At 33.8% G+C, this 22,918-nt stretch carries 19 protein-coding genes, 1 other RNA gene and 1 other annotated feature; of the genes, 6 read left to right on the top strand and 14 right to left on the bottom strand.

Annotated elements, in window-relative coordinates:
* Positions 1 to 6 precede the first annotated feature (6 nt).
* From GMA06_RS01680 to glgB, 3 genes are read right to left on the bottom strand one after another with little or no spacing between them, the layout of a single operon-like run.
* Entirely contained in the window at positions 7 to 1,056 is a 1,050-nt protein-coding gene (locus tag GMA06_RS01680) for a glucose-1-phosphate adenylyltransferase subunit GlgD (protein ID WP_163561479.1), read from the bottom strand.
* Positions 1,056 to 2,186, bottom strand: a complete 1,131-nt coding sequence (locus GMA06_RS01675; protein ID WP_163561478.1) for a glucose-1-phosphate adenylyltransferase — start codon at positions 2,184 to 2,186, stop codon at positions 1,056 to 1,058. The genes GMA06_RS01680 and GMA06_RS01675 overlap by 1 nt, the downstream gene beginning before the upstream one ends.
* The gene (glgB, locus tag GMA06_RS01670) at positions 2,183 to 4,123 is read right to left on the bottom strand and encodes a 1,4-alpha-glucan branching protein GlgB (protein ID WP_240328822.1); all 1,941 of its coding nucleotides are present in this window, start codon (positions 4,121 to 4,123) and stop codon (positions 2,183 to 2,185) included. The genes GMA06_RS01675 and glgB overlap by 4 nt, the downstream gene beginning before the upstream one ends.
* Positions 4,124 to 4,464: 341 nt before the next feature.
* Here glgB and GMA06_RS01665 point away from each other — a divergent pair, with 341 nt between their 5' ends.
* Complete coding sequence (locus GMA06_RS01665) at positions 4,465 to 5,046, top strand: hypothetical protein (RefSeq protein ID WP_163546099.1); 582 nt, start codon at positions 4,465 to 4,467, stop codon at positions 5,044 to 5,046.
* A 38-nt stretch (positions 5,047 to 5,084) separates the two neighbouring features.
* Here the strand turns inward: GMA06_RS01665 and pulA are convergent, their stop codons facing one another.
* The 4 genes from pulA to gndA all read right to left on the bottom strand — a co-directional run bounded on the left by pulA (position 5,085) and on the right by gndA (position 10,607).
* Positions 5,085 to 7,088 (bottom strand): type I pullulanase, encoded by a 2,004-nt coding sequence (pulA, locus tag GMA06_RS01660; RefSeq protein ID WP_163561477.1) that lies wholly within the window; start codon positions 7,086 to 7,088, stop codon positions 5,085 to 5,087.
* 95 nt (positions 7,089 to 7,183) lie between these two features.
* On the bottom strand, positions 7,184 to 8,137 hold the full coding sequence (gene nrdF / locus GMA06_RS01655) for a class 1b ribonucleoside-diphosphate reductase subunit beta (protein ID WP_163546101.1): 954 nt from the start codon (positions 8,135 to 8,137) through the stop codon (positions 7,184 to 7,186).
* 113 nt (positions 8,138 to 8,250) lie between these two features.
* Entirely contained in the window at positions 8,251 to 8,862 is a 612-nt protein-coding gene (locus GMA06_RS01650; protein WP_163561476.1) for a class I SAM-dependent methyltransferase, read from the bottom strand.
* Positions 8,863 to 9,173: 311 nt separating this feature from the next.
* The gene (gndA, locus tag GMA06_RS01645; RefSeq protein ID WP_163546103.1) at positions 9,174 to 10,607 is read right to left on the bottom strand and encodes an NADP-dependent phosphogluconate dehydrogenase; all 1,434 of its coding nucleotides are present in this window, start codon (positions 10,605 to 10,607) and stop codon (positions 9,174 to 9,176) included.
* 140 nt (positions 10,608 to 10,747) lie between these two features.
* Between gndA and yaaA the strand changes: the two genes are divergently transcribed.
* Complete coding sequence (yaaA, locus tag GMA06_RS01640; protein WP_163561475.1) at positions 10,748 to 11,461, top strand: peroxide stress protein YaaA; 714 nt, start codon at positions 10,748 to 10,750, stop codon at positions 11,459 to 11,461.
* Between the two features lie 110 nt (positions 11,462 to 11,571).
* On the opposite strand, the gene queA is transcribed toward yaaA, so the two are convergent.
* Positions 11,572 to 12,612 carry a tRNA preQ1(34) S-adenosylmethionine ribosyltransferase-isomerase QueA gene (queA, locus tag GMA06_RS01635; RefSeq protein ID WP_163561474.1) on the bottom strand — a complete coding sequence of 347 codons (1,041 nt, stop codon included), beginning with the start codon at positions 12,610 to 12,612 and terminating at the stop codon, positions 11,572 to 11,574.
* A 9-nt stretch (positions 12,613 to 12,621) separates the two neighbouring features.
* A complete protein-coding gene (ruvB, locus tag GMA06_RS01630; RefSeq protein ID WP_163545616.1) occupies positions 12,622 to 13,638 on the bottom strand; it encodes a Holliday junction branch migration DNA helicase RuvB in 1,017 nt (338 codons plus the stop codon).
* Positions 13,639 to 13,997: 359 nt separating this feature from the next.
* Here ruvB and gpsB point away from each other — a divergent pair, with 359 nt between their 5' ends.
* The 3 genes from gpsB (at position 13,998) to GMA06_RS01615 (ending at position 15,923) form a co-directional block, all read left to right on the top strand.
* Positions 13,998 to 14,318: a cell division regulator GpsB gene (gpsB, locus tag GMA06_RS01625; protein ID WP_163545615.1), complete on the top strand. Its 321-nt coding sequence runs from the start codon at positions 13,998 to 14,000 to the stop codon at positions 14,316 to 14,318.
* 12 nt (positions 14,319 to 14,330) lie between these two features.
* Positions 14,331 to 14,698: RNase P RNA component class B (rnpB, locus tag GMA06_RS01620), an RNA gene on the top strand.
* 79 nt (positions 14,699 to 14,777) lie between these two features.
* The gene (locus GMA06_RS01615) at positions 14,778 to 15,923 is read left to right on the top strand and encodes a class I SAM-dependent RNA methyltransferase (RefSeq protein WP_163561473.1); all 1,146 of its coding nucleotides are present in this window, start codon (positions 14,778 to 14,780) and stop codon (positions 15,921 to 15,923) included.
* A gap of 26 nt (positions 15,924 to 15,949) precedes the next feature.
* Here the strand turns inward: GMA06_RS01615 and GMA06_RS01610 are convergent, their stop codons facing one another.
* Together GMA06_RS01610 and GMA06_RS01605 are read right to left on the bottom strand one after the other, a co-directional pair.
* The gene (locus GMA06_RS01610; protein ID WP_163545613.1) at positions 15,950 to 16,237 is read right to left on the bottom strand and encodes a heavy metal-binding domain-containing protein; all 288 of its coding nucleotides are present in this window, start codon (positions 16,235 to 16,237) and stop codon (positions 15,950 to 15,952) included.
* A gap of 20 nt (positions 16,238 to 16,257) precedes the next feature.
* Complete coding sequence (locus GMA06_RS01605) at positions 16,258 to 16,788, bottom strand: thermonuclease family protein (RefSeq protein WP_163545612.1); 531 nt, start codon at positions 16,786 to 16,788, stop codon at positions 16,258 to 16,260.
* Between the two features lie 136 nt (positions 16,789 to 16,924).
* On the opposite strand from GMA06_RS01605, the gene GMA06_RS01600 reads away from it, so the two are divergent.
* Positions 16,925 to 18,424, top strand: a complete 1,500-nt coding sequence (locus GMA06_RS01600) for a carboxypeptidase M32 (protein ID WP_163561472.1) — start codon at positions 16,925 to 16,927, stop codon at positions 18,422 to 18,424.
* 114 nt (positions 18,425 to 18,538) lie between these two features.
* Here the strand turns inward: GMA06_RS01600 and trxA are convergent, their stop codons facing one another.
* The 3 genes from trxA to hisS all read right to left on the bottom strand — a co-directional run bounded on the left by trxA (position 18,539) and on the right by hisS (position 22,065).
* Positions 18,539 to 18,850 (bottom strand): thioredoxin, encoded by a 312-nt coding sequence (gene trxA, locus GMA06_RS01595; protein ID WP_163561471.1) that lies wholly within the window; start codon positions 18,848 to 18,850, stop codon positions 18,539 to 18,541.
* 131 nt (positions 18,851 to 18,981) lie between these two features.
* Positions 18,982 to 20,739, bottom strand: a complete 1,758-nt coding sequence (gene aspS / locus GMA06_RS01590; protein WP_163561470.1) for an aspartate--tRNA ligase — start codon at positions 20,737 to 20,739, stop codon at positions 18,982 to 18,984.
* Positions 20,740 to 20,748: 9 nt separating this feature from the next.
* Complete coding sequence (gene hisS / locus GMA06_RS01585) at positions 20,749 to 22,065, bottom strand: histidine--tRNA ligase (RefSeq protein WP_163561469.1); 1,317 nt, start codon at positions 22,063 to 22,065, stop codon at positions 20,749 to 20,751.
* 472 nt (positions 22,066 to 22,537) lie between these two features.
* Positions 22,538 to 22,739 (bottom strand) — a binding site (T-box leader).
* Positions 22,740 to 22,918: the final 179 nt, after the last annotated feature.

Below are 22,918 nucleotides of genomic sequence, written 5' to 3'. Positions count from 1 at the left end.
CTCCTCCTATACACGACGTTCTTCATTTTCACCAATAATATCATTTTTAGTAATCAATAAAATATTGTCCGGTGTCCCTTTAATCACTGCGCCTTTCCCAACTTGAACACCTTTATCTAAAATAGCATATTCAATAGAGGCACCTTTTCCAATATGACATCCTTGTAAAATAATTGTGTTTTTCACATGAGCATCTTTTTCAACTTCAACACGTCTAGACAGTAAACTACGTTCAACATGTCCACGTACCACACAATCTGTGGCAATCAAACTATTTAATACAATGGCATCGTCTGTAAAAAATGACGGTGCTCCATTTCTTGTTTTTGTGACAACTGGATTAGATGCATAAAATAGTGATTTAAATTTTTGGCTATCCAGCATATCCATATTGGCATAGAAATAATCTGACAAGTCATTGATAATGGCTGTATAGCCTAAATGAATGTATGTATTGACAGTTTCTTTTGCTGAATAATGACGAATTAGCTCATCTACTTCTACAAATAATTTTTCTTTCACCGCCAGACTAATCATTTCATATAATTTTGGTGTTGATAACAAATATTTATTTAAATTACGGTGTCCTTCATCAAAAATTTGTGTAATATCGCAGCCAGATTCGATATGCTCTTGTTTCACATCTTCTAAATTTACATTGGCAATCACTTTACTTCCTGAAATAAACACATATCCTACATGTGAACGTTTCACAAATTCAATTAAATCTTCATAAAAATCTTCGTATCCAACTTCTTCTCCTAGTGAATATTTATAAAATTGTTGTGAAAAAGTAAAAATACCACCATTAACATGTGAATCGAATCCCCATGAACTACCGCTTCTCACATGGTCATAAATAGAACGACCAGATTTTCCGATAAATAAAGCAACAGATTTAACACCAGCTTCACTTACAGAAGATAAAGGAAAATCAATAATACGAAAACGGCTGGCAAAAGGTAATGCTGCAATCGGTCTTTTTAAGGTCAACGCACGTAGTGAATCAGACTGTTCGGTTAATGATAGAACGGCACAAATATCATTTTTTCTCATTAGTTTAATCCTCCAATTTTTTCATCATATCCAATAACGGCAATATTTGATTGTGTTCCAACAACTCTTGCATTATCTGAAATAACCGCATTTTCTCCAATAATCGCATAGTCAATCACAACATTTTTACCGATTTTTACATTTCCCATAATTAAACTATTATTGACCGTTGCCCCCTCACTAATAGTGACATTATTCGATAAAATCGAATGATTCACATTTCCCTCTATAATACAACCGTCAGAAATCATGGCATTTTTTACTTTAGCGTGCTCTCCAATAAAATGTGGCAGAGCATTGATATTATTTGAAAAGATACGCCATTCTCTATCTCGAATATTTAATTCATGATTTTCTTCTAAAAATTCCATATTGGCTTCCCATAATGATTCAATGGTACCAACGTCTTTCCAATAACCATTAAAGCGATAAGCAAATACATTCTCATGATTGATTAAATATTGAGGAATAACATTTTTTCCAAAATCTTCCATTTCTCCTTGTTCATCATTTAGCAATAATTGACGAAGTTTTTTCCAATCGAAAATATAAATACCCATAGATGCTAAATTGCTTTTTGGTTCTTTTGGTTTTTCTTCAAATTCGATAATACGACTATCTGAATCGGTATTCATAATCCCAAAACGTGAGGCTTCTTCTAATGGTACTGGAATAACGGCAACTGTTAAGCTAGCATTATTGGCTTTATGAAATTCAAGCATTTTTTGATAATTCATTTTATAAATATGATCACCGGATAAAATCAAAATATACTCTGGATTGAGTTGGTCAATATAGTCAATATTTTGAACAATCGCATGTGCCGTTCCAGCGAAAAATTGTGTTCCTTTTGAGCTAGAATACGGTTGTAAAATGGTTGCTCCACCGTAACGTCCTTCCATTCCCCAAGCTTTTCCGCTACCGATATGTTCATTTAGTGATAAAGGTTGATATTGGGTAATGACACCAACATTATCAATATCTGAATTAGCACAATTACTCATCGCAAAGTCAATAATACGATAACGCCCTCCAAATGGTACAGCTGGTTTAGCAATATGTGCCGTTAGTTTACCAAGTCTTGTACCTTGTCCTCCGGCTAATATCATCGCAATCATTTCTTTTTTCATACAGTTAACTCCTTCATTTCTTTTTTTATATATACTCTTTTAGGTTTAATATATAGTGCCGCTAAACTCGGTACGACACATTCAAAAGAATACGGTTGATTTTGATAAGGGATTTTTTCTGTTTGATAAATGGATTTTGTATGCGTCCAAGTACCACCATACTCTTTTGCTTCTGTATTCAATAATATTTCATACTGTCCCTCATAAGGAACACCTACACGATATGTTAATCGTTCTATTGGCAAGAAGTTAGCAATCATAATTAGAAAATCTCGTTTTTGTTTTCCATGTCTAATAAAACTAATAATGGACTCGTCTATATTATCTGCATCTAAAACCGTTATACCGTCCGATTTAGTATCTACTTCATACAATGCCTTTTGTGATTGATACAAATGATTAATTGTTTTAATAAAATATTGATACTCTTGATTAAACGGACGTTGTAAATCAATCCATTCTAATTGAGAATAGAAACGCCATTCTAAAAATTGACCTAGTTCATATCCCATAAAATTCAATTTTTTACCTGGATGAGCTATCATATAGGCTTGTAAAAGTCTTAATGTCGCAAATTGTTTGTACCTATCGCCTTTTATTTTACCTAACATTGAATTTTTTCCATGGACGACTTCGTCATGTGATAATGGCAATATAAACTGATCATGAAACATATACATAAATGAAAAAGTCATCAAGCGATAATAATCTTTTCTAACATACGTATCTGTTTCAATATAGGCTAATGTATCATTCATCCAACCCATATTCCACTTAAATAAAAATCCTAGACCTCCGTGATATACAGGTCGTGTTACTCCATCAAATGATGTACTTTCTTCGGCAATCATCAATGTTGTTGGATAATAACGATAAATAATCGTATTTAGTTGTTTTAAAAAGTCAATGCCTTCTAAATTACGATTATCTCCATATTTATTTGGTTTCCAACTTAAATTATCAAAATCTAAATAAAGAATATTTGATACAGCATCTACACGAATACCATCGACGTGGCACACATCTAACCAAAATAGCGCATTAGAAATTAAAAAACTTTGTACTTGTGGTTTACCTAAATCAAAATTAAGCGTTCCCCACCCTTGATTATTTGCCCTATCTTCATCACTATATTCATACGTTGGTGTCCCGTCATAATAGGCAAGTGCATAAGCATTTCGACAAAAATGTCCCGGAACCCAATCCATAATAATACCAATACCTTGTTGATGTGCATATTCTACAAAATCTCTAAATGCATCTAAATCTCCAAAGATTGATGCCACAGCATAATACCCCGTAACTTGATATCCCCAACTTTCTTCAAGCGGATGCTCCATAAGTGGCATAAACTCAATATGCGTATATCCCATGTCTTTGACGTAAGGCACAAGATATTTTTTGAAGTCATCAAATGAATATAAAGTACCGTCTAAATGCCGTTTCCAAGAACCTGCATGTATCTCATATATATTCAAAGGTTTTTCTAAAATATCTTTCCTTTTTTTATTTGCCTGCCATAGACCATCTTTCCATTTTTTAGGTGCAACATCATATACAATAGACGCATCTTTTGGTGGTCTTTCAAATTTTTTAGCAAATGGATCAATTTTGTAAATAGTATTTCCTTGCTCATCTTCAATCACATATTTATAACAATCTCCCGATTTTGCTTTTTCAGATAAAGATAACCATATACCCGTTTCTTCTAAACACGTCATACGCTCATAAGTCCAATCATTAAAATCCCCTACTAAATAAACATGTTTGGCATGTGGAGCCCATACAGCAAAAGAAACGTAAACGGTTTCATTTCTTTTCACAAAATGATTCCCTAAAAAACGATAACTTGCATATTGTTGTCCAATATTAAATAAATAAATATCATCTTTCCATTCTTGATATAAATTTTTCGTAATATTTCCCTCCTTCATCATTAGAGTGCATATTCATCAATTTAATAAAGTTTCTATCTTCGAGATAAATTTGTTTAAACCAAAGAAAGAAAACGCTTTATGTTTGATATTATTATACCATATTTTTACTTCATCTGGTGATTTTTTTTGATGTTTTTTCAATATTTTTGCCTATTATGAATTGTTATAATACAGACTATAATAGCTCCATAAAACAGCTAACTAAAACTTTTATTTTTATAAATAGATAAAACTTTATCTCTTCTTAAAATTCTGTTATAATACAATTATAAATTTTTAAGAAGGTGATTCCATTGTATTTTAAAGAAAGTTATTTCATATCATAAAAAAGGAGTATTATTATGAAAAAATATAAATATATCACATCAATCTTCTTCACATTTATCGTCATTTGTATCATCACTGCTTGTTCACCAAAACAAGATAGTACAAACATCAAACCTCTTGCAGAAGGATTTCCTTATACTGGAACCTATAAAGCAACAACATCAAAAAGTACCCTATCGGCTATTCATTTTGAAAATGACAAAATGATTCTATCACTTGATATGAACAATCATGCTTCTAAAAACGATGTGATTAGAAGCAATATTTCAACAAATATTCGTAATCAATTTAGTCAAATACTTGATAAAAATGGAAAACTAAATAAAAAAGCAACGATAACAGATGATTTAAAACAAGAACCAAAAGCACCTACACTACGTGCTTACTACGAACAAGATTTACCAAATTATCAAGCAAAATATGGAAATATGTATCTTGAATTTTCACATCCAACTGTTACAAAAGCACATGGAAATGATACCGACTGGGTTGTGCAATTGCATGTAGAAGAAAACGATGAACGTCAGATTTTGATTATAGAACGCATTGATGATACATCATTTAAAGACAATACAGGAACTATTTATAAAAAATAATGTAAAATGGAGCGATATGATGACGCCATCATATCGCTCTATCTTTCTTTTTTTAACACAAGCGTGCTCAATGGTGGCACTGTAATGCCTTTAGAGCCAACAATCCATTTTCTCACAGAAATGGATTCACTGCTTATCAACAATGTATATGTTCCATGTGGTAAATATAAGTCTTTTCCATAAAAATTAGCACTATGAATAATAAATAAATCTTTGACACAATACGCAATGATTTGCTCATCACTTTTAATCACCTTAACCATTTCTTTTATTGTATCAAAGTCTGTTGTGGCAAAAAAAGGATGCTCTTTTCTAAAGTGTACTAAGGAGGTTACATACTCGATATTATCTTGATAAACAAACGCTCTATCCCAATCCATTTGATTAATAATATCTGGCGAACAATACGAATTTTCAATGCCCGATTTGGTACGCATAAACTCTTGTCCTGCATGTAAAAATGGTATCCCAAATGTTAATAAAACCATGCTTGTCGCAAGACGATGTCGCTTGAGGCGAATGGTATCGTTTTCTGATGTATTGTGCAACGTTAAATAATCCCACAGCGTGTAATTATCATGTACTTCGACGTATTGTACCATTTGCTTCATGTGTGTATAAGGTGCTGTTCCCAAAATCTGATTGAAGATAATCCCCTCAAATCCCAGTTGCCCTGATACAAAAGATTTTACATTATCTCGAAATTTATCGTTAAAAAAAGCAATATCTGAAATCAAATGTGCATTAGCTTGCATTGCTTTTTGAGGGGTAGGCAAAGTACCCATATCCCACCCTTCACCTAAAATGATGATATGAGGATTGATTGCTTTTAACCGTCTTGATACGTCTTGCATCGTTTGAATATCTAACATCCCCATTAAGTCAAACCTAAACCCATCTATTTGATAAGTTTGTGCCCAATAAGATACACTATCAACGATATACTTTCTAGCCATTTTTCTCTCACTGGCAAAATCATTGCCAACACCTGTCCCGTCGGTTAACACACCATATTCATCACGTCTAAAAAAATAAAATGGTACGATTTTTTCAAAACTATGTTCTTTGATGTGATACACATGATTATAAACCACATCCATAATGACACGTAACCCCTCTTGATGACACTTATCAATAAACGCTTGACACTCTAAAATTCGTGTCATAGGATCATACGGATTAGTACTATAACTTCCCTCGGGTACATTAAAATGCAGCGGGTCATATCCCCAATTATATGAACGCCACGGTTGTGTTTCATCAACGGATTGTGCACTATAATCAGCCATAGGCATCATTTGAACATGTGTGACACCTAATGATGTCATGTAATCAATACCTGTTTTTTGTAAATGACTTGTATGCGTATTGTGCTCTGTCAGTCCAAGAAACATGCCTTTATGCTGTATACCACTATCTATATGGCTGCTCATATCTCTTACGTGCATTTCATAAATGATAGGTACATCAACAGGTGGTAAAGGCAACTTGCTTGCTGTTGGTACTGTTACAATAACACCTCGTTCGCCATTCACAGTTACGGCTTTTGTATAGGGGTCAACTACTTCATGATAATCTGTGTGTCGATAAATACCATACATATACGTTTGATGTAAACAATTTCCAAGGAATGTGTATGTGTATACTCCTCTTTCTTGGTTTATCATCTCATACGGGACATCATCTAATAATAAATATACTTGTGTTGCTCCAGGTGCCCATAGTTTAAATTCTGTTTGCTCGGGTGTATACGTATATCCTAATATTCCGTCATAATAAAAATAGTCATCAAATAAAGGTAAACGTGCAATATGACGAAATAAAACAGGTATTTTTTCTCCATTTACGATAGCAAAAATAGGTGTATCCAATGGTAGAGGAAGATTTGTTTGATAGGTATAAGAAGTTGATGTTTGTGATACGAGTGTTATCATCACATCACATGATAAACTTATTTCCAAAATATCGACTTGGGGTGTATCACATACCACTGTTATCCTATCAATATCGTCCATAAAGGCTTGTAAATATTGATTTGTCATTCTATTCTTTCCTTTAATCTTGTGATACGTTCACTATAACATAAACAAAACGGTAAGTCGACAATACCTGTCAACTTACCGTTTTAATATTTGGATTACCAATTTATATAATCTTCATCTTCCATCGCTTCTACTTCACCTAATAAATAGCCATTTCCAACTTGTGAGAAGAAGTCGTGATTACTTGTTCCTGTTGAGATACCATTCATGACAATCGGATCAACATCTTCTGCTGTATCTGGAAACAGTGGATCAAATCCTAGATTTTGTAATGCTTTGTTGGCATTATAACGAATAAAGACTTTTACTTTTTCTGTCCAACCAATTTGATCGTATAACATTTGTGTGTATTTAATTTCATTTGAATACAACTGATATGTTAATTGGAATACCCAATTTTTCAATGTTTCTTGTTCTTCTTCACTTAATTCATTATACGCTAATTGGAATTTATAGCCAATATATGTTCCATGAACAGATTCATCACGAATAATCAGCTTAATGATTTCTGCGACATTCGCTAGTTTATTGTTTCCTAAATAATATAATGGTGCAAAGAAACCTGAATAAAATAAGAAAGATTCTAGTAACACACTCGCTACTTTTCTCTCTAACGGAGAACCATTTTGATAAATACCGTTAATAATTTCTGCTTTCTTTTGTAAAAATTCATTTGAGTTTGTCCAAGCAAAAATTTCTTCAATTTCTGCTTTTGTATTCAACGTACTAAAGATTGACGAATAACTTTTCGCATGAACAGACTCCATAAATTGAATATTGTTATAAACGGCTTCTTCGTGTTGTGTACGAACATCTTTTTTCAAAGATTCCACACCGTCTTGTGATTGTAGCGTATCTAATAAAGTCAATCCACCAAACACTTTCGCAACCATATCTCTTTCTGCGTCAGTTAACGTACGCCAATCGTCTAAATCATTTGATAATGGAATACGTGTATCTAACCAAAATTGCTCGGTTAATTTCTCCCACGTTAATTTATCAATCATATCTTCAATACTATTCCAGTTAATTGCAATATATGGATTCATTCATACTTCCTCCTAAATACCTATGCTAATACTCTACTATGATTGGTTCTTTTTTGCAAGGAAAATAAACAACATATCAACATGCTAAAAAGAATACATACCATATATAGTAGTTATCCCTTTAATTGACTACACAAAATCCAATACCCTTTATCACGGTTTAATAATGTCACATTGCCAAAAACATCTTCCATTTTTTTCTGTGCACTAGGTGCTCCTTGTTTTTTTTGAATGACAATTACAATATAACCATTAGGTTTTAAATACGATATACTTTCTTCAAGAATATGATGCACAACTTTTTTTCCTGCACGAATAGGTGGATTAGAAACAATCATATCAAATTGCTCTGTTATCGCTTCGTACACATTAGATTGTAGTACTTTTGCATGATTGACTTTATTTTCATGTATATTTTTTTCTGTTAGATGAACCGCACGTTCGTTTATGTCCACCATTGTCACAAAAGCATCTGAATAGGCTTTTGCTAGTGTTAATCCAATGGGACCATATCCACAACCAACATCTAAAATAGCGGGATTTTTAGGCAGTATCATATCTTGTTTAATGGTTTCAAGTAGTGTACGAGAACCAAAGTCTAAACCTGTTTTTGAAAACACACCGTGATCTGTCCATATAGATAATGTTTGATTTGCCACAACAATCGTATGTTTTTGTTCATCGGTCTTACTTGTAGGTGTGTGGCTATAATAATGTTCTGACATGTGATACATCCTTTCTCGTCTTATCATCTTGCTTATTATATAGAAAAACACGTGATTAAACAATTGAAATCATCTTCTTTTGTAGAATATAGTAACATATACTAATGCTTAAAGAAATAATGAAAAGAACGATTATTTTCTCTAAAGAAAAATATATTTTATACCATAGAACCTTTAGTCAATCAAGATACGCAAGTACTCGTTGACTTACTCTATCAATTTTACGAACGTTATAGAACTACAATATTTTAAGACAAGATGTCGTTTTATATAATCAAAAACAACCGACAGAGAAGTCGGTTGTTTTTGGATTATACTTCTAATTCATTATCTTTTAACCACTCATAGTGGAATGTGCCGTCTTTATCAACACGTTTATATGTATGTGCACCGAAGTAGTCACGTTGTGCTTGAATTAAATTAGCAGGTAATACTGGTGTACGATATGCATCAAAATATGTAATCGCTGCTGAGAATGTTGGTACTGGTATACCGTTTCTAACAGCTAAAGAAACAACATCACGAACAGATTGATGATATTCTTTTGTAATGTTTAAGAAATAATCATCTAATAATAAGTTCGTTAAATCAGGATTTTTTGTGTAGGCATCTGTAATTTTTTGTAAAAATTGTGCACGAATGATACAACCTGCTCTAAAGATTTTGGCAATATCACCATATTGTAAGCTCCAGCCAAACTCATCACTGGCAATACGCATTTGGGCAAATCCTTGTGCATAGCTCATAATTTTACTAAAGTATAAGGCACGGCGAATGCTTTCAATCCATTTTTCTTTATCTTCTTTAGAAATACTTTCTTTTTCAACAGTCGGTAAAAGAGTTGATGCTGTTTCACGTTCTTCTTTAAATGTTGAAATATATCTAGCAAAAACAGATTCTGTGATTAAGGATAATGGCACACCTAAATCTAATGCATTTTGTGATGTCCATTTACCTGTTCCTTTATTACCGGCACTATCTACAATCACATCAACCATTGGTTTTCCTGTTTGAGCATCGTATTTTGTTAAAATATCGGCTGTAATTTCCATTAAATAACTATCTAACTCGCCTTGATTCCATTCTTTAAAAATAGAGGCAATCTCTTCGATAGATAAACCTAATAAATGACGTAATAAATCATAGGATTCAGCAATTAACTGCATATCGCCATATTCGATACCATTATGAACCATTTTCACATAATGACCTGCTCCATTTTCGCCAATATATGTGACACAAGGCTCTCCGTCTTTGGCTTTTGCTGCAATTTCTCGTAAAATAGGTGCTACTAAATCATATGCTTCTTTTTGTCCTCCTGGCATAATCGCAGGTCCTTTCAAAGCACCTTCTTCTCCTCCAGAAACACCTGTTCCGATAAAGTTAATACCAGAGCTTGCCAATTCTTCATTGCGACGCATTGTATCTTTAAAGAATGTATTTCCTCCGTCAATTAAAATATCGCCTTTATCTAAATGTGGTAATAATGATTGAATGGTTAAATCTGTTGGTTTTCCTGCTTGTACCATTAACAAAATACGTCTTGGCTTTTCCAATGAATCAACAAATTCTTCAATCGAATAAGTTGGTACTAATTTTTTATCTGGATGTTCAGCAATAACAGCGTCTGTTTTGGACGTTGTACGGTTAAAAATAGATACCGTATATCCTCTACTTTCAATGTTTAATGCTAAATTTTTTCCCATGACGGCCATGCCGACAACACCGATTTGTTGCTTAGTCAAAATTCATTCCTCTTTTCATGAAAATATATAGACAAATAGTAACAAATCTTGATGTGTCATTCAAGTAAATCGCTTATAAAGATTGCAATAAAATGAAAAAAACACTATACTTTTTATACTAAGATGTTAAAGGAGTTTTTATGAAAATACTTATTCCAACGGCTAAAGAATTATTACCTACTTTACCAAGTACACAAAGACCTCCACTTTCTAATCAAACACAAGACATTTTATCTGTCTTACAAGAAAAAACAGTGGAAGAACTGGCAACATTTTTTCACATATCCTATGATCGTGCCGTTGTTGAGCATAATCGAATTCAATCATTTCATACAGCACCTTGTTATCGTGCTATTACCTTATTTAACGGATTGATGTATCGCCAAATCAATCGTCAGAACTTATCAGAAAAAGAAATAGCGTATCTTGATAAACATGTGTATATAACATCCGCTTTATATGGTATCATTCCTGCTACAGCACCTATTGTTGAGCATCGTTTTGATTTTGCACACGCCTTACAAGTCAATGGTAAAACGCTAAAACAACTATGGAAAGAACATTTTGACGGATTTGCATCATCACATCAACCTATTTTATCGCTATTATCCAGTGAATTTGAACAGATTTTTTCTAAAGAGATATCACAACAATTTTATACATGCTCTTTTTTAAATCATAAACATAAAACACATTCTACAACATCTAAAAAAGGACGTGGAGGCTTAGTCAATACCTTGATAACTAAGCATATTACGGATATTCAAGATATAAAATTATTACAGTTTAATGGTTTTTCTTACTGCGCTGAAAAATCAAGCGACACACATTTTTGCTTTGTTTCTCAGCCATAAAAATACATTACTTACATATTAATCATGTTAAAATGCTTTTTTATCTAAGAAAATCTACTCAAAAAGACTTGACATCAACTCATTAAAAATGTTGATGTCAAGTCTTTTTATTATACAAATTTTTCAACAATCATTGCATCGCCAAAACTAAAGAAACGATATTTTTTAGAAATGGCATGTTGATAAGCATTTAACACATTTTCTCGTCCTGCAAATGCTGATACAAGCATAACTAAAGTAGATTTTGGTAAATGAAAATTCGTAATAAAACCGTCGACAATTTTAAACGTATACCCAGGGGAAATAAATATATCTGTCCACCCACTTGATGCTATCATCGTACCTTGGTTCGCTGTGGCAATAGTTTCTAGTGTACGAATAGACGTTGTTCCAACAGCTATGACACGATTTCCTCTTTTTTTCGCTGCATTGATTTTATTAGCTGTTTCTTGATTTAACTGATAAAATTCTGAATGCATTTTATGCTCACTTAAATTTTCAACAGAAACCGGTCTAAATGTGCCTAATCCGACATGCAATGTCAAATAAGCAATGTCTACACCCTTTGCTTCAATTTGTTCTAATAATTCTGGTGTGAAATGCAAACCTGCTGTTGGGGCAGCCGCAGAACCAACTTCTTTTGCATAAACGGTTTGATAGCGTTCTTTATCATCCAAATGCTCTTTAATATATGGTGGTAAAGGCATTTCCCCTAAAGAATCTAAGACTTCTAAAAAGACACCTTGATACATAAATTCAACAATGCGTCCTCCGTGCTCTTGTTCTTCGATAACTTTTGCTTTTAAGCGTCCATCTCCAAATGAAATAACTGTTCCTACTTTAACACGCTTAGCAGGTTTCACAAGAGCTTCCCATTTATCTCCCTCTATATTCGTCAATAATAACAATTCAACATGAGCACCCGTATCTTCTTTTTCTCCATGCAATCTTGCGGGTAAAACACGTGTATCATTTAAAACTAATACATCTCCCTCATGCAGATGATTGACAACATTGATAAATGTTTCATCTTGATACGCACCACTTGTGGCATTTAAGGCAAGTAATCTTGATTTACTCCGTTCTTTTAAAGGTGTCTGTGCAATCAGCTCCTCCGGCAAATCAAAATCAAAGTCTTTTGTCGTTAACATTTTACTCTCCTATTCATCTTTTTTATATGCAATACCTAAATGCTTATAGGCATATTCAGTCACAACCCTACCTCTTGGGGTTCTTTGTAAAAAGCCCATTTGAAGTAAGTACGGTTCATACATATCTTCTATTGTATCGGTATCTTCACTAATGTTTGCGGCGATTGTACTTAGTCCGACTGGGCCACCATTGTAAAGTTGTATCATCGTTTCTAATAAATTTCTATCCACATGATCTAAACCTTTTTCATCAACACGTAATAAGGATAATGCTTTATCCGATAATTCCTTTGTTATCACACCTTGTCCAAAAACTTGTGTGTAATCTCGAACACGTTTTAATAAACGATTGGCAATACGCGGTGTCCCACGTGAACGTAACCCAATTTCATACGCTCCTGCCTCATCAATCTCCATATCAAAAATAGATGCCGAACGTTTGACAATTTCAGAAAGAGCTTCTACATCATAATATTCCATGTGAGAAACGATACCAAATCTATCTCTTAATGGTGCTGATAAAGAACCTGCTTTTGTTGTTGCACCAACGAGTGTGAACGGTGGCAATGGAAAATGAATGGGCTGTGCCGTAGCTCCTTGACCAGAAATAATATCAATATAAAAATCTTCCATAGCAGAATATAACATTTCTTCCACTTGTCGTGGCAAACGATGAATTTCATCAATAAACAAAATATCACCCGGATTTAAATCACTTAATAAAGCAACTAAATCACCCGGTCTTTCGATTGCCGGACCACTCGTTGTACGAATGCCTACACCGATTTCATTCGCAATGACCATTGCCATTGTTGTTTTTCCTAATCCTGGAGGACCATATAATAAAACGTGGTCTAATGCTTCTTGACGTTCTTTTGCAGCTTTTATATAAATTGCTAGCTCATGCTTTACACGGTCTTGCCCAATATACTGTGCTAATGTTTTTGGACGTAAAGACATCTCTGCTTGTTCTTCTTGTTCTGTTCTAACATGACTAGACATAAAACGTTCTTCATCAAATGACATAGCAATCTCCTTTTCATTTTTACTCTACACTAAAGTATCATTTTTTGGACTTGTAGTAAAGTATTGTTGTCTAAAATAATATAGATAACAAATCTATATGCTGACTTTTTTGCAATTCATGATTTAACGAGTATTTCTTTGAATTTATCTTTTTTCATCGTCATTATCAAATGATAAACCGTAAATCAGTAAACTATTGATATTATTCTATTTTAAATACATTTTTTCCTTGATACACACTATTGAAACAAATGTTTCATTATAAAACACAATTTTTTTAATGAATTGTTGTTTTTGACTTTAAAAAAAAACATATTCATTGTAAAATAGAAAGGTACGATACTGAAAGGATGAACGATATGGCAAAAAGAAACTTAACCCCACAAGATATTTATGATCAAGCATTTAAAACAAGCATGAGAGGATACAACACTGTTGAAGTAGATGAATTTTTAGATTTAATCATGCAAGATTACGACATGTTTGAAACAGAACTAGCAAAATTAAAACAAGAAAATATTCGCTTAATCAACAAAATTGGCGAATTATCAGAAAAAAATGGTGGTTCTGATGCAAAACCTCAAACATCAAGTGCCGGCACAACAAACTACGATATTTTAAGACGTATATCAAACTTAGAAAAACACGTTTTTGGTTCAAAATTGGACAATGTTCAATAAGATGTCTTTGTAGACTTCGGATTATTGCGGTTTAGTATCTAAGCTGAGGAAAGTCCATGCTCGCACAAGCTGAAATGCTTGTAGTGTTCGTGCTTAGCGAAACAATAAGCTAAGGCAACTATTAGTTGACGGCAGAAAAAATGGCTAAGGCTTAGGCTATGTCAAAGTATTCTTGAAAGTGCCACAGTGACGAAGCAATACTGGAAACAGATTGGTGGAACGCGGTAAACCCCTCGAGCGAGCAACCCAAACGTATGGTAGGGGCACTCTTTATAGGAATAACAACGAAAAAAGAGGTGTATCAATGATACACAGACAGATAATAATCGCTATTTACTCTGCTCCTGACAGATAAATAGTACAGAACATGGCTTATAGAAGTTTACAATTCAGGTTATATAAACATTACGCACAGTGCTAAATCTTTTTAGCACTGTATTATTATGGAGATAATATGTCATGAAAACATTCAAATTGATGGCGACGTGTGCGGCTGGTATTGAAGCACTCGTTGGTAAAGAATTAAAAGATATGGGATACACTTGCCAAGTTGAAAATGGTAAAGTGCTATTTGAAGGAACAGCTTATGATATTGCCAAAACAAATCTATGGCTACGTACGGCTGACCGTATTAAAATTATTTTTGGAACATTTAAAGCACGTACATTTGATGAATTATTTGAAAAAACAAAAGCACTTCCTTGGGAAGATATGTTACCTTTAGACGCTAATTTTCCTGTTTCTGGAAAATCTGTTAAATCAACACTTCATCATGTACCTAGCTGTCAATCTATTACAAAAAAAGCGATTGTTACAAGACTTTCTAACTACTATCATCGCAAAACAAAACTAGCCGAAACAGGTGCTGTCTACCCTATTGAAGTATCTGTTTTAAAAGATGTCGTCACATTAACATTAGACACAACCGGATCTAGTTTATTTAAACGTGGGTATCGTACTGAAAAAGGTGGTGCCCCTTTAAAAGAAAACATGGCAGCTGCACTAATCCAATTAACAACATGGTTCCCTGACAGACCTTTATACGACCCAACATGTGGATCAGGTACTATTCCGATTGAAGCAGCCCTAATAGGATTGAATATTGCTCCTGGATTAAATCGTCATTTTGCGTGTGAAACATGGGATATTTTTGATAATGATATTTTTGAACAAGTTCGACAAGATGCCAAAAATCAAATCAAAAAAGATGTCACACTTGATATTACAGGTACTGATATTGACGGCTCAATGATTGAGATTGCCAAACGAAATGCTGAAAAAGCAGGTGTGTCAGAGCATATTCAGTTTAAACAAATGCAATTATCAGATTTCAAAACAAAAAAAGAGTTCGGTATTTTAATTTCAAATCCTCCTTATGGTGATAGATTGTTAGATGAAGATAAAGTACATCACTTGTATCAACAAATGGGACAAACGTATGCACACATACCAACTTGGAGTAAGTATATTTTAACAAGTGATTTAGCTTTCGAAACTTACTATGGTCAACAAGCAACTAAAAAACGTAAATTATATAATGGAGCTATTCGTACAGACTATTTTCAATTTTGGGGTTTAAGACCAAAAAAAAATACGGAACAATAGCTTAAAAGGCTTAAAATCCGAGGATTTTAAGCCTTTTCGATTTTCACAGCCGTGCCACAGCACGACACAAACACTTTTCCACACGCTAATAATTGATAATGGACACGAATACCAATAATACCATTCGCATCAAGATCACTAGCTTTCATACACATTTCCAAATACGCGGCTTCTCGAATATCTGATAATTCTGTTTCGTCCATTGCCACATCGACTAAGCCTTCAACAAATCCCATCATTTCTCCAAATACAACATCACAATACTTTTGAATGGTATATCCTACTACGTGTTCGGTTGTCGTCAGCAACATCATATATACGCCCCCTTTTCTTTTTATTTTGTATCTAACACATATCCTCTTTCTGTTACATAACCCTCAATAGACCATATTCCTATTTTCTTTTTCTTAGCCGCTTCTTGCTTTGTTTTCAATAATGATAAATATTTTTCTTGTCCTTTATAAAAAGCAACTCGTGCTAAACCCTCTTCAACAAGAATTTCTTCTAATAATTTCCCGTCGACAAAGACATACGCTAACGCTCTGTCGTACTTATCTTCTTTTTTGCCTGTTTCTTCATATTCCAAAGAAATAATTTTGGCTTTTTTTAACAATTCTTTTGTTCGTTCACTCGCCTCTTTCCCAAAAGGATAAATCGGTGTATCTGGCTTTACACTTTCAGGCGTATCGACTAATAATACACGCACTTTTGTTTCTTTTCCATCAATATTGAAAATAACAGTATCTCCGTCTACCACTCGTTTTAAGGTTACTTGTTCTTGGTTTTGTATTGGTGTGCTTGTTTGTACTTGGCAACCAACACAAAAAAATGCGAGCATGATAAACCATAATTGTTTTAATTTCATGATTATATTCTCCTTTGTTTACAATAAAGACACTCTTATTATAAACTACTCTTCTTATTTTGAACATCATTATCAATGACTTTATTCACTGTCTAAATTACGCTATAATAAACATAAAAAGAAAAGGAGATAACGTATGCACCAAAAAGAAAAAGAATTTCGTGATTATTTAAAGGAAATTGCCCTATTAAATGAAGTATTATCATTACTTGGCTGGGATACATCCACTGGTATGCCAAAAGAAGCAACATCATTTCGATCAGAGGTTAAAGGTTATATATCGGGTAAAGCCTTTGAAATGAGTATATCAGAAAAACTAGTGTCATTCTTAACTTATTTTGAAGAACATACAGATGAATTATCTAAAGACGGTTTGTTACTCTTTGAAAAAGTCAAAGAAAATTATGAATTGAACAACAAGATTCCTGTTGAACAATATACAGAATATGCAAAACTCATCACAAAAGCAGAAGATGCTTGGCATCAAGGACGTCTTGCCAAAGATTTTAAACGCTTTGAACCAGTATTAGAACAATGTATCTCTATGATTCGTTCATTTATTCCACTATGGCAAAAAGATGAAAAAACACCTTATGACGTTTTATTAAATAAACACGAGCCAGGTATGACAACTGAAAAATTAGACATTTTATTTTCAGAATTAAGAAATGGTTTAATTGATATTCGTAAAACATTAGAAGAAAAAGGAACACCACCTAGAACAGACTTTTTAACACGTCATGTACCAAAATACCAACAAGATAAATTTGTTCGAGAAATTGCTCGTAAAATTGGATATGATTTCAACAAAGGACGTTTAGATGATACAACGCACCCATTTATGCAAGAATTAAACAGAAATGATGTTCGCATCACAACACGTTGGAACGAACATGATTTTAAAATGGCTGTATTTGGTGTTATCCACGAAGCTGGACATGGCATTTATGAACAAAATATTGATGCTAAATTCGACTATACACCACTAACTAATGGAACGAGTACAGGAATACACGAATCACAATCTCTCTTTTATGAAATGATGATTGGTAGCGACAAAGATTTTTGGAGAGAAAACTATTCTCTATTCCAAAGCATTACAGAGGGAACTTTTGATGATATTGACTTTGATACTTTCTATAAAGGACTACATCATTCACAATCTTCCTTTATTCGCATTGAAGCCGATACATTAACTTATCCTCTACACATTATTATTCGCTATGAAATTGAAAAAATGTTGTTTAATGACAATCTTCCTGTGAGTGAATTGCCACGTGTATGGAATGAAAAATACGAAGAGTATCTAGGTATTATACCAAAAGATGATTTAGAAGGTGTCTTACAGGACGTTCATTGGAGCGGTGGACTATTCGGTTACTTCCCGTCCTATGCTTTAGGATACATGTACGCTGCACAATTACGTCATGCAATGGAAAAAGATTTATGTATGAAAGACGTCTTTAAACAAGATGTTTATTTACCAATTCGAGAATGGTTAACGCATCACATTCATCAATACGGTTCATCTAAAAAACCAAATGAATTGATTTTAAATGCAACTGGTGAACCACTATCATCAAAATATTTATTGGATAGACAACGTGAGATTTATTTTGATGTATATGATATTTAAATAAGATTTTATATTAGAAATCCAGTTAACCGTATTTATATCGGTATTTCTTATTTTATCAATTTATTAACCCCCCGCTAAGCACATAAGGTGCTTAACGGGGGGTTATATATCTTACATATATTTTTCTAAAATTTCTTCTAAGTGTCCTTTTTGATGTAAACCAACAAGTTGGTCAACAATCACACCGTCTTTTTTGATGAGAAGTGTTGGAATACTCATAATACGTAATTCTTTTGCTGTTTCTGGATTTTCGTCAATATCCATTTTTGCAAATGTTACTTTATCACCCAATTCTTCATCTAAAGCATCAATAATTGGTGCTTGCATACGACAAGGACCACACCATGTTGCCCAAAAATCAACTAAAACAAGACCTTTTTCTGTTTCTTTTTCAAATGTTGCATCTGTTAATGATAAAACCATTTTTTTCACTCTTTCTTTTCTTATTTTTTATTAGCATACCACAATCAAAATAGTTGGTAAATAAAAATGCTTACGTCAAAAATAAAAAAATCATGTTGACAAATACGTTTATCAACATGATTTTCACAATATTATTTTTCTAAAATAGATAGCGATAATTCTTGTAATTGAGCTGTACTTACTTCACTTGGTGCCTCTGTCATTGGATCAATCGCTTTACCATTTTTAGGGAAAGCAATTACTTCACGAATATTATTCTCTTTTGCCAATAACATAACCAATCTGTCCAAGCCAAGTGCCAATCCACCATGAGGAGGAAATCCTGAATCTAAAGCTCCCAATAAGAAACCAAATTGTTGTTCTGCTTCTTCTTTTGTAAATCCTAATACATCAAACATTTTTTCTTGCATTTCCCGTGTATAAATACGCAATGAGCCACCGCCAATTTCGTATCCATTCAAAACAATATCATACGCCTCTGCCATCACATCTGCAGGATTTGTTATCAATTTATCCATATCACTTGCTTTTGGTCTTGTAAATGGATGATGCATCGCAACATAACGTTGATTATCTTCATCGTATTCCAATAAAGGCCAATCCACGATCCACAAGAAATGAAACGCTGATGTATCAATCAAATCATGGTCACGTCCTAATTTCAAACGTAATTCACTTAATGATTGTGCCACCACACTCGGTTTATCAGCACAGAAGAATAAAATGTCACCGTCTTCTCCATTCACAACAGATAATAATTCCTCTTTTACATCATTGATAAATTTGGCAATACCACCTGTAAATTCACCATTTTCAACTTTTGTCCATGCCAAGCCTTTTGCTCCATATCTTGCAACAAACTCACCCAATTTATCAACGTCTTTACGTGAATAGGCACTTGCTTGACCTTTTAAGTTCAATGCTTTTACTTGTCCTCCATTTGCTAGGGCATTTTGGAAAACACCAAACTCAACTTTTTGAGCAACTGAAGCAATATCAATCAATTCTAATGCAAAGCGTGTATCCGGTTTGTCATTTCCGTATCTGTTCATTGCCTCTGCATACGACATACGTGGAAATGATGTTGTTACATCAATATTCAATGTATCTTTCATCACTTTTTGCAACATATTTTCAACAGTTTGTTGAATCTCCTCTGCTGATAAAAAGCTTGTTTCTAAGTCGACTTGTGTAAACTCTGGTTGTCTATCTCCCCTTAAATCTTCATCACGGAAACAACGTGCAATTTGATAATATTTATCTAATCCTGCACCCATCAATAGCTGTTTAAACAACTGAGGAGATTGCGGTAACGCATAAAATGAACCGCTATTCACACGAGATGGTACAAGATAATCTCTTGCTCCTTCTGGTGTTGATTTTGTTAAATACGGTGTTTCAACATCAATAAATCCTGCATTATCCAATGACTCACGAATAGATTTTGTCACTTGATGACGTAAACGTAAATTATGCAACATACTTGTACGGCGTAAATCTAAATAACGATATTGCATTCGTAATTCATCTGATGTGTTATAGCCGTCCTCTACTGGAATAGCCGGTGTTGTTGCTGTTGATAAAATTGTTAGAGCATGTGCATGTATATCAATTTTACCGGTATTCATTTTATCGTTGATTTGTTGTTCTTCACGTAAAACAACTTCTCCTGTAATTTCCACAACATATTCTGAACGTAATTTTTCTGCAAGTTTAAATATCTCTGGTTGTGTTTCAGCATTAAACACAACTTGTACAATCCCCTCTCTATCACGTAAATGGATAAATAATAGACCACCAAAATCTCTACGTCTAGCAACCCAACCTTGTACGGTTACTGTTTGGTTGACGTACTTTTCTGTTATCATGCCACAATAATTTGTTCTCATATACCTCTCCTATTGATTAAAATATTCATCTAAAACCGACGTATCCATTGTATTCATACGATACACTGTTTCAAAATTATCGTATAAATCAGTCAATGGTACTTCTACTTCTTTACCTGTTTTAAACACTTTAAGTTTTGCTGTTCCTTTTTGTAATTCTTCTTCTCCAACAATAAGAACAACTTTTGCACCTAATTTATCTGCAAGTTTAAACTGTGCTTTAAATTTTCTATCTAAATAATCTCTATCTGCTGAATATCCTGCTTGTCTTGCCGCTTGTGTTAATTTCAATGTTTCAACAGATGTTTCTTCTCCCATACCAATCACAAAAATATCTAATTCTTGTAAGTTGGGTACCTCAACTTTTTGACTTTCCATCAACAATACAAGACGCTCCATGCCAATACCAAAGCCAAAACTTGATGTTTGTGGACCACCTAGAGCTTCTACTAATCCGTCATAACGACCGCCTCCACAAATGGTTGTTTGTGCTCCAAAAACAGCTGAATTTGTCATCATTTCAAAAATTGTATCTTGATAGTAGTCCAATCCACGTACCATATTTGCATCAATTTCAAACGGAATATTTAGACCATTGAGTAGAGCTTGTACTTTATCAAAATGCTCTTGTGCTTCTGGAGATAAAAAGTCTAAAATACTTGGAGCATTTGCTACAATAGCTTTATCTTTTTCGTCTTTGCTATCTAAAATACGTAATGGATTTTTTTCTAAGCGAGTTTGTGAATCATGACTTAATTGATCTTTTAACGGTGTTAAATAATCAATTAACGCTTGACGATAGCGTTGTCTATCCTCCGTTTTACCTAAAGAATTGATAACCAATTTCACATCTTGAATACCCAATTCTTTAAATAAATCCCACGCCAATGCAATCGTTTCGACATCTGTTGCTGGATTGGTACTTCCAAAAACTTCAGTCCCAATTTGATGAAATTGACGCATACGTCCACCCTGTGGACGTTCATATCGAAACATCGGTGCCATATAGAACACTTTTAATGGTTTTGCATGCTCATTCCCATATAATTTATTTTCAATATAAGCACGCACAACCGGTGCTGTCCCCTCTGGACGTAGTGCGATGTGTCTATCTCCCTTATCGTAAAAATCATACATTTCTTTTGATACAATATCACTCGTTTCTCCAGAACTTCTAGCAAATAACTCATAATTTTCAAATAATGGTGTTCTCATTTCAGAAAATTGATAATCAGACATTAAAATACGTGTTGTTTCTTCTAAATAGTGCCACAAAGGATTATTAACTGGTAATAAATCTGCCGTTCCTTTTGGTTTTTGTATCATATTTTATCTACTTCCTTTCTTTTCTACTTTACAAATATAAATAGTGTACTGACTTACAATAGATTGTCTATTGTGCCAGTCGTTATAGCTTGCTGGCTACGAATGTCGTACTAGGGAGCTTCGCTCCGTAGTTTCCTTACTTAACGTACGTCGCTTTGCTCCTACGGCTTTTTCAAGGATTGGTACTCTCTCGGCGGGCGTATTTCTATCGAAATACATTGTTGCCTCGTTCCGTCCCATATGCGACAGTCGTTACAGCTTGCTGGCTACGAATGTCGTACTAGGGAGCTTCGCTCCGTAGTTTCCTTACTCAACGTACGTCGCTTTGCTCCTACGGCTTTTTCAAGGATTGGTACTCTCTCGGCGGGCGTATTTCTATCGAAATACATTAATGCCTCGTTCCGTCCCATATTACATCTGTACGTCGCTTTGCTCCTACGGCTGTAATAAAAACGTCCTTACTAGTTGAACTAGTAAGGACGTTAGAAAACGTGGTACCACCTTTATTTAAAAGCATGTGCTTTTCTCGAGCGTATAACGGACGCTATCCGTAGTAACTTTGCATTACCAATTTCCAGAATGTCTTGATTTTATAGCCACTTGCTTTTTGCACCAACCAAAGCATCTCTTAAAATATAAACTATAAAACTACTTGTTTCTTTCATAAATTTTTAATGTATGACAAAAGTATATAGCATATTGGCTATTCTTGTCAAATTATTTCTTCTCCAATTGTAAAGTAAAGTGCAAAAAAACAGATAATTACTTTCTCTTTTGCGGGGTTAATAACCAAACAATAAAAACAAAGGTTTTCTAGTCAAGGCGAAAAACAAAGTGTGCCTTGACGGGAAAC

Source organism: Granulicatella sp. zg-84 (assembly GCF_010892375.1).
Lineage (GTDB): Bacteria > Bacillota > Bacilli > Lactobacillales > Aerococcaceae > WM01.
The sequence above is the reverse complement of the archived record's forward strand: the minus strand, read 5'-3'. Positions and strand labels throughout refer to the sequence as shown.

Excerpts from the sequence above, each read along its gene's own strand:
- aspS (WP_163561470.1), bottom strand. The coding sequence starts at position 20,739 with ATGAGAACAAATTATTGTGGCATGATAACAGAAAAGTACGTCAACCAA.
- hisS (WP_163561469.1), bottom strand. The coding sequence starts at position 22,065 with ATGATACAAAAACCAAAAGGAACGGCAGATTTATTACCAGTTAATAAT.
- GMA06_RS01605 (WP_163545612.1), bottom strand. The coding sequence starts at position 16,788 with ATGAAATTAAAACAATTATGGTTTATCATGCTCGCATTTTTTTGTGTT.
- GMA06_RS01600 (WP_163561472.1), top strand. The coding sequence starts at position 16,925 with ATGCACCAAAAAGAAAAAGAATTTCGTGATTATTTAAAGGAAATTGCC.
- GMA06_RS01610 (WP_163545613.1), bottom strand. The coding sequence starts at position 16,237 with ATGATGTTGCTGACGACAACCGAACACGTAGTAGGATATACCATTCAA.
- glgB (WP_240328822.1), bottom strand. The coding sequence starts at position 4,123 with ATGATGAAGGAGGGAAATATTACGAAAAATTTATATCAAGAATGGAAA.
- GMA06_RS01680 (WP_163561479.1), bottom strand. The coding sequence starts at position 1,056 with ATGAGAAAAAATGATATTTGTGCCGTTCTATCATTAACCGAACAGTCT.
- nrdF (WP_163546101.1), bottom strand. The coding sequence starts at position 8,137 with ATGAATCCATATATTGCAATTAACTGGAATAGTATTGAAGATATGATT.
- GMA06_RS01650 (WP_163561476.1), bottom strand. The coding sequence starts at position 8,862 with ATGTCAGAACATTATTATAGCCACACACCTACAAGTAAGACCGATGAA.
- pulA (WP_163561477.1), bottom strand. The coding sequence starts at position 7,088 with ATGACAAATCAATATTTACAAGCCTTTATGGACGATATTGATAGGATA.
- yaaA (WP_163561475.1), top strand. The coding sequence starts at position 10,748 with ATGAAAATACTTATTCCAACGGCTAAAGAATTATTACCTACTTTACCA.
- trxA (WP_163561471.1), bottom strand. The coding sequence starts at position 18,850 with ATGGTTTTATCATTAACAGATGCAACATTTGAAAAAGAAACAGAAAAA.
- queA (WP_163561474.1), bottom strand. The coding sequence starts at position 12,612 with ATGTTAACGACAAAAGACTTTGATTTTGATTTGCCGGAGGAGCTGATT.
- gpsB (WP_163545615.1), top strand. The coding sequence starts at position 13,998 with ATGGCAAAAAGAAACTTAACCCCACAAGATATTTATGATCAAGCATTT.
- GMA06_RS01665 (WP_163546099.1), top strand. The coding sequence starts at position 4,465 with ATGAAAAAATATAAATATATCACATCAATCTTCTTCACATTTATCGTC.
- GMA06_RS01675 (WP_163561478.1), bottom strand. The coding sequence starts at position 2,186 with ATGAAAAAAGAAATGATTGCGATGATATTAGCCGGAGGACAAGGTACA.
- ruvB (WP_163545616.1), bottom strand. The coding sequence starts at position 13,638 with ATGTCATTTGATGAAGAACGTTTTATGTCTAGTCATGTTAGAACAGAA.
- GMA06_RS01615 (WP_163561473.1), top strand. The coding sequence starts at position 14,778 with ATGAAAACATTCAAATTGATGGCGACGTGTGCGGCTGGTATTGAAGCA.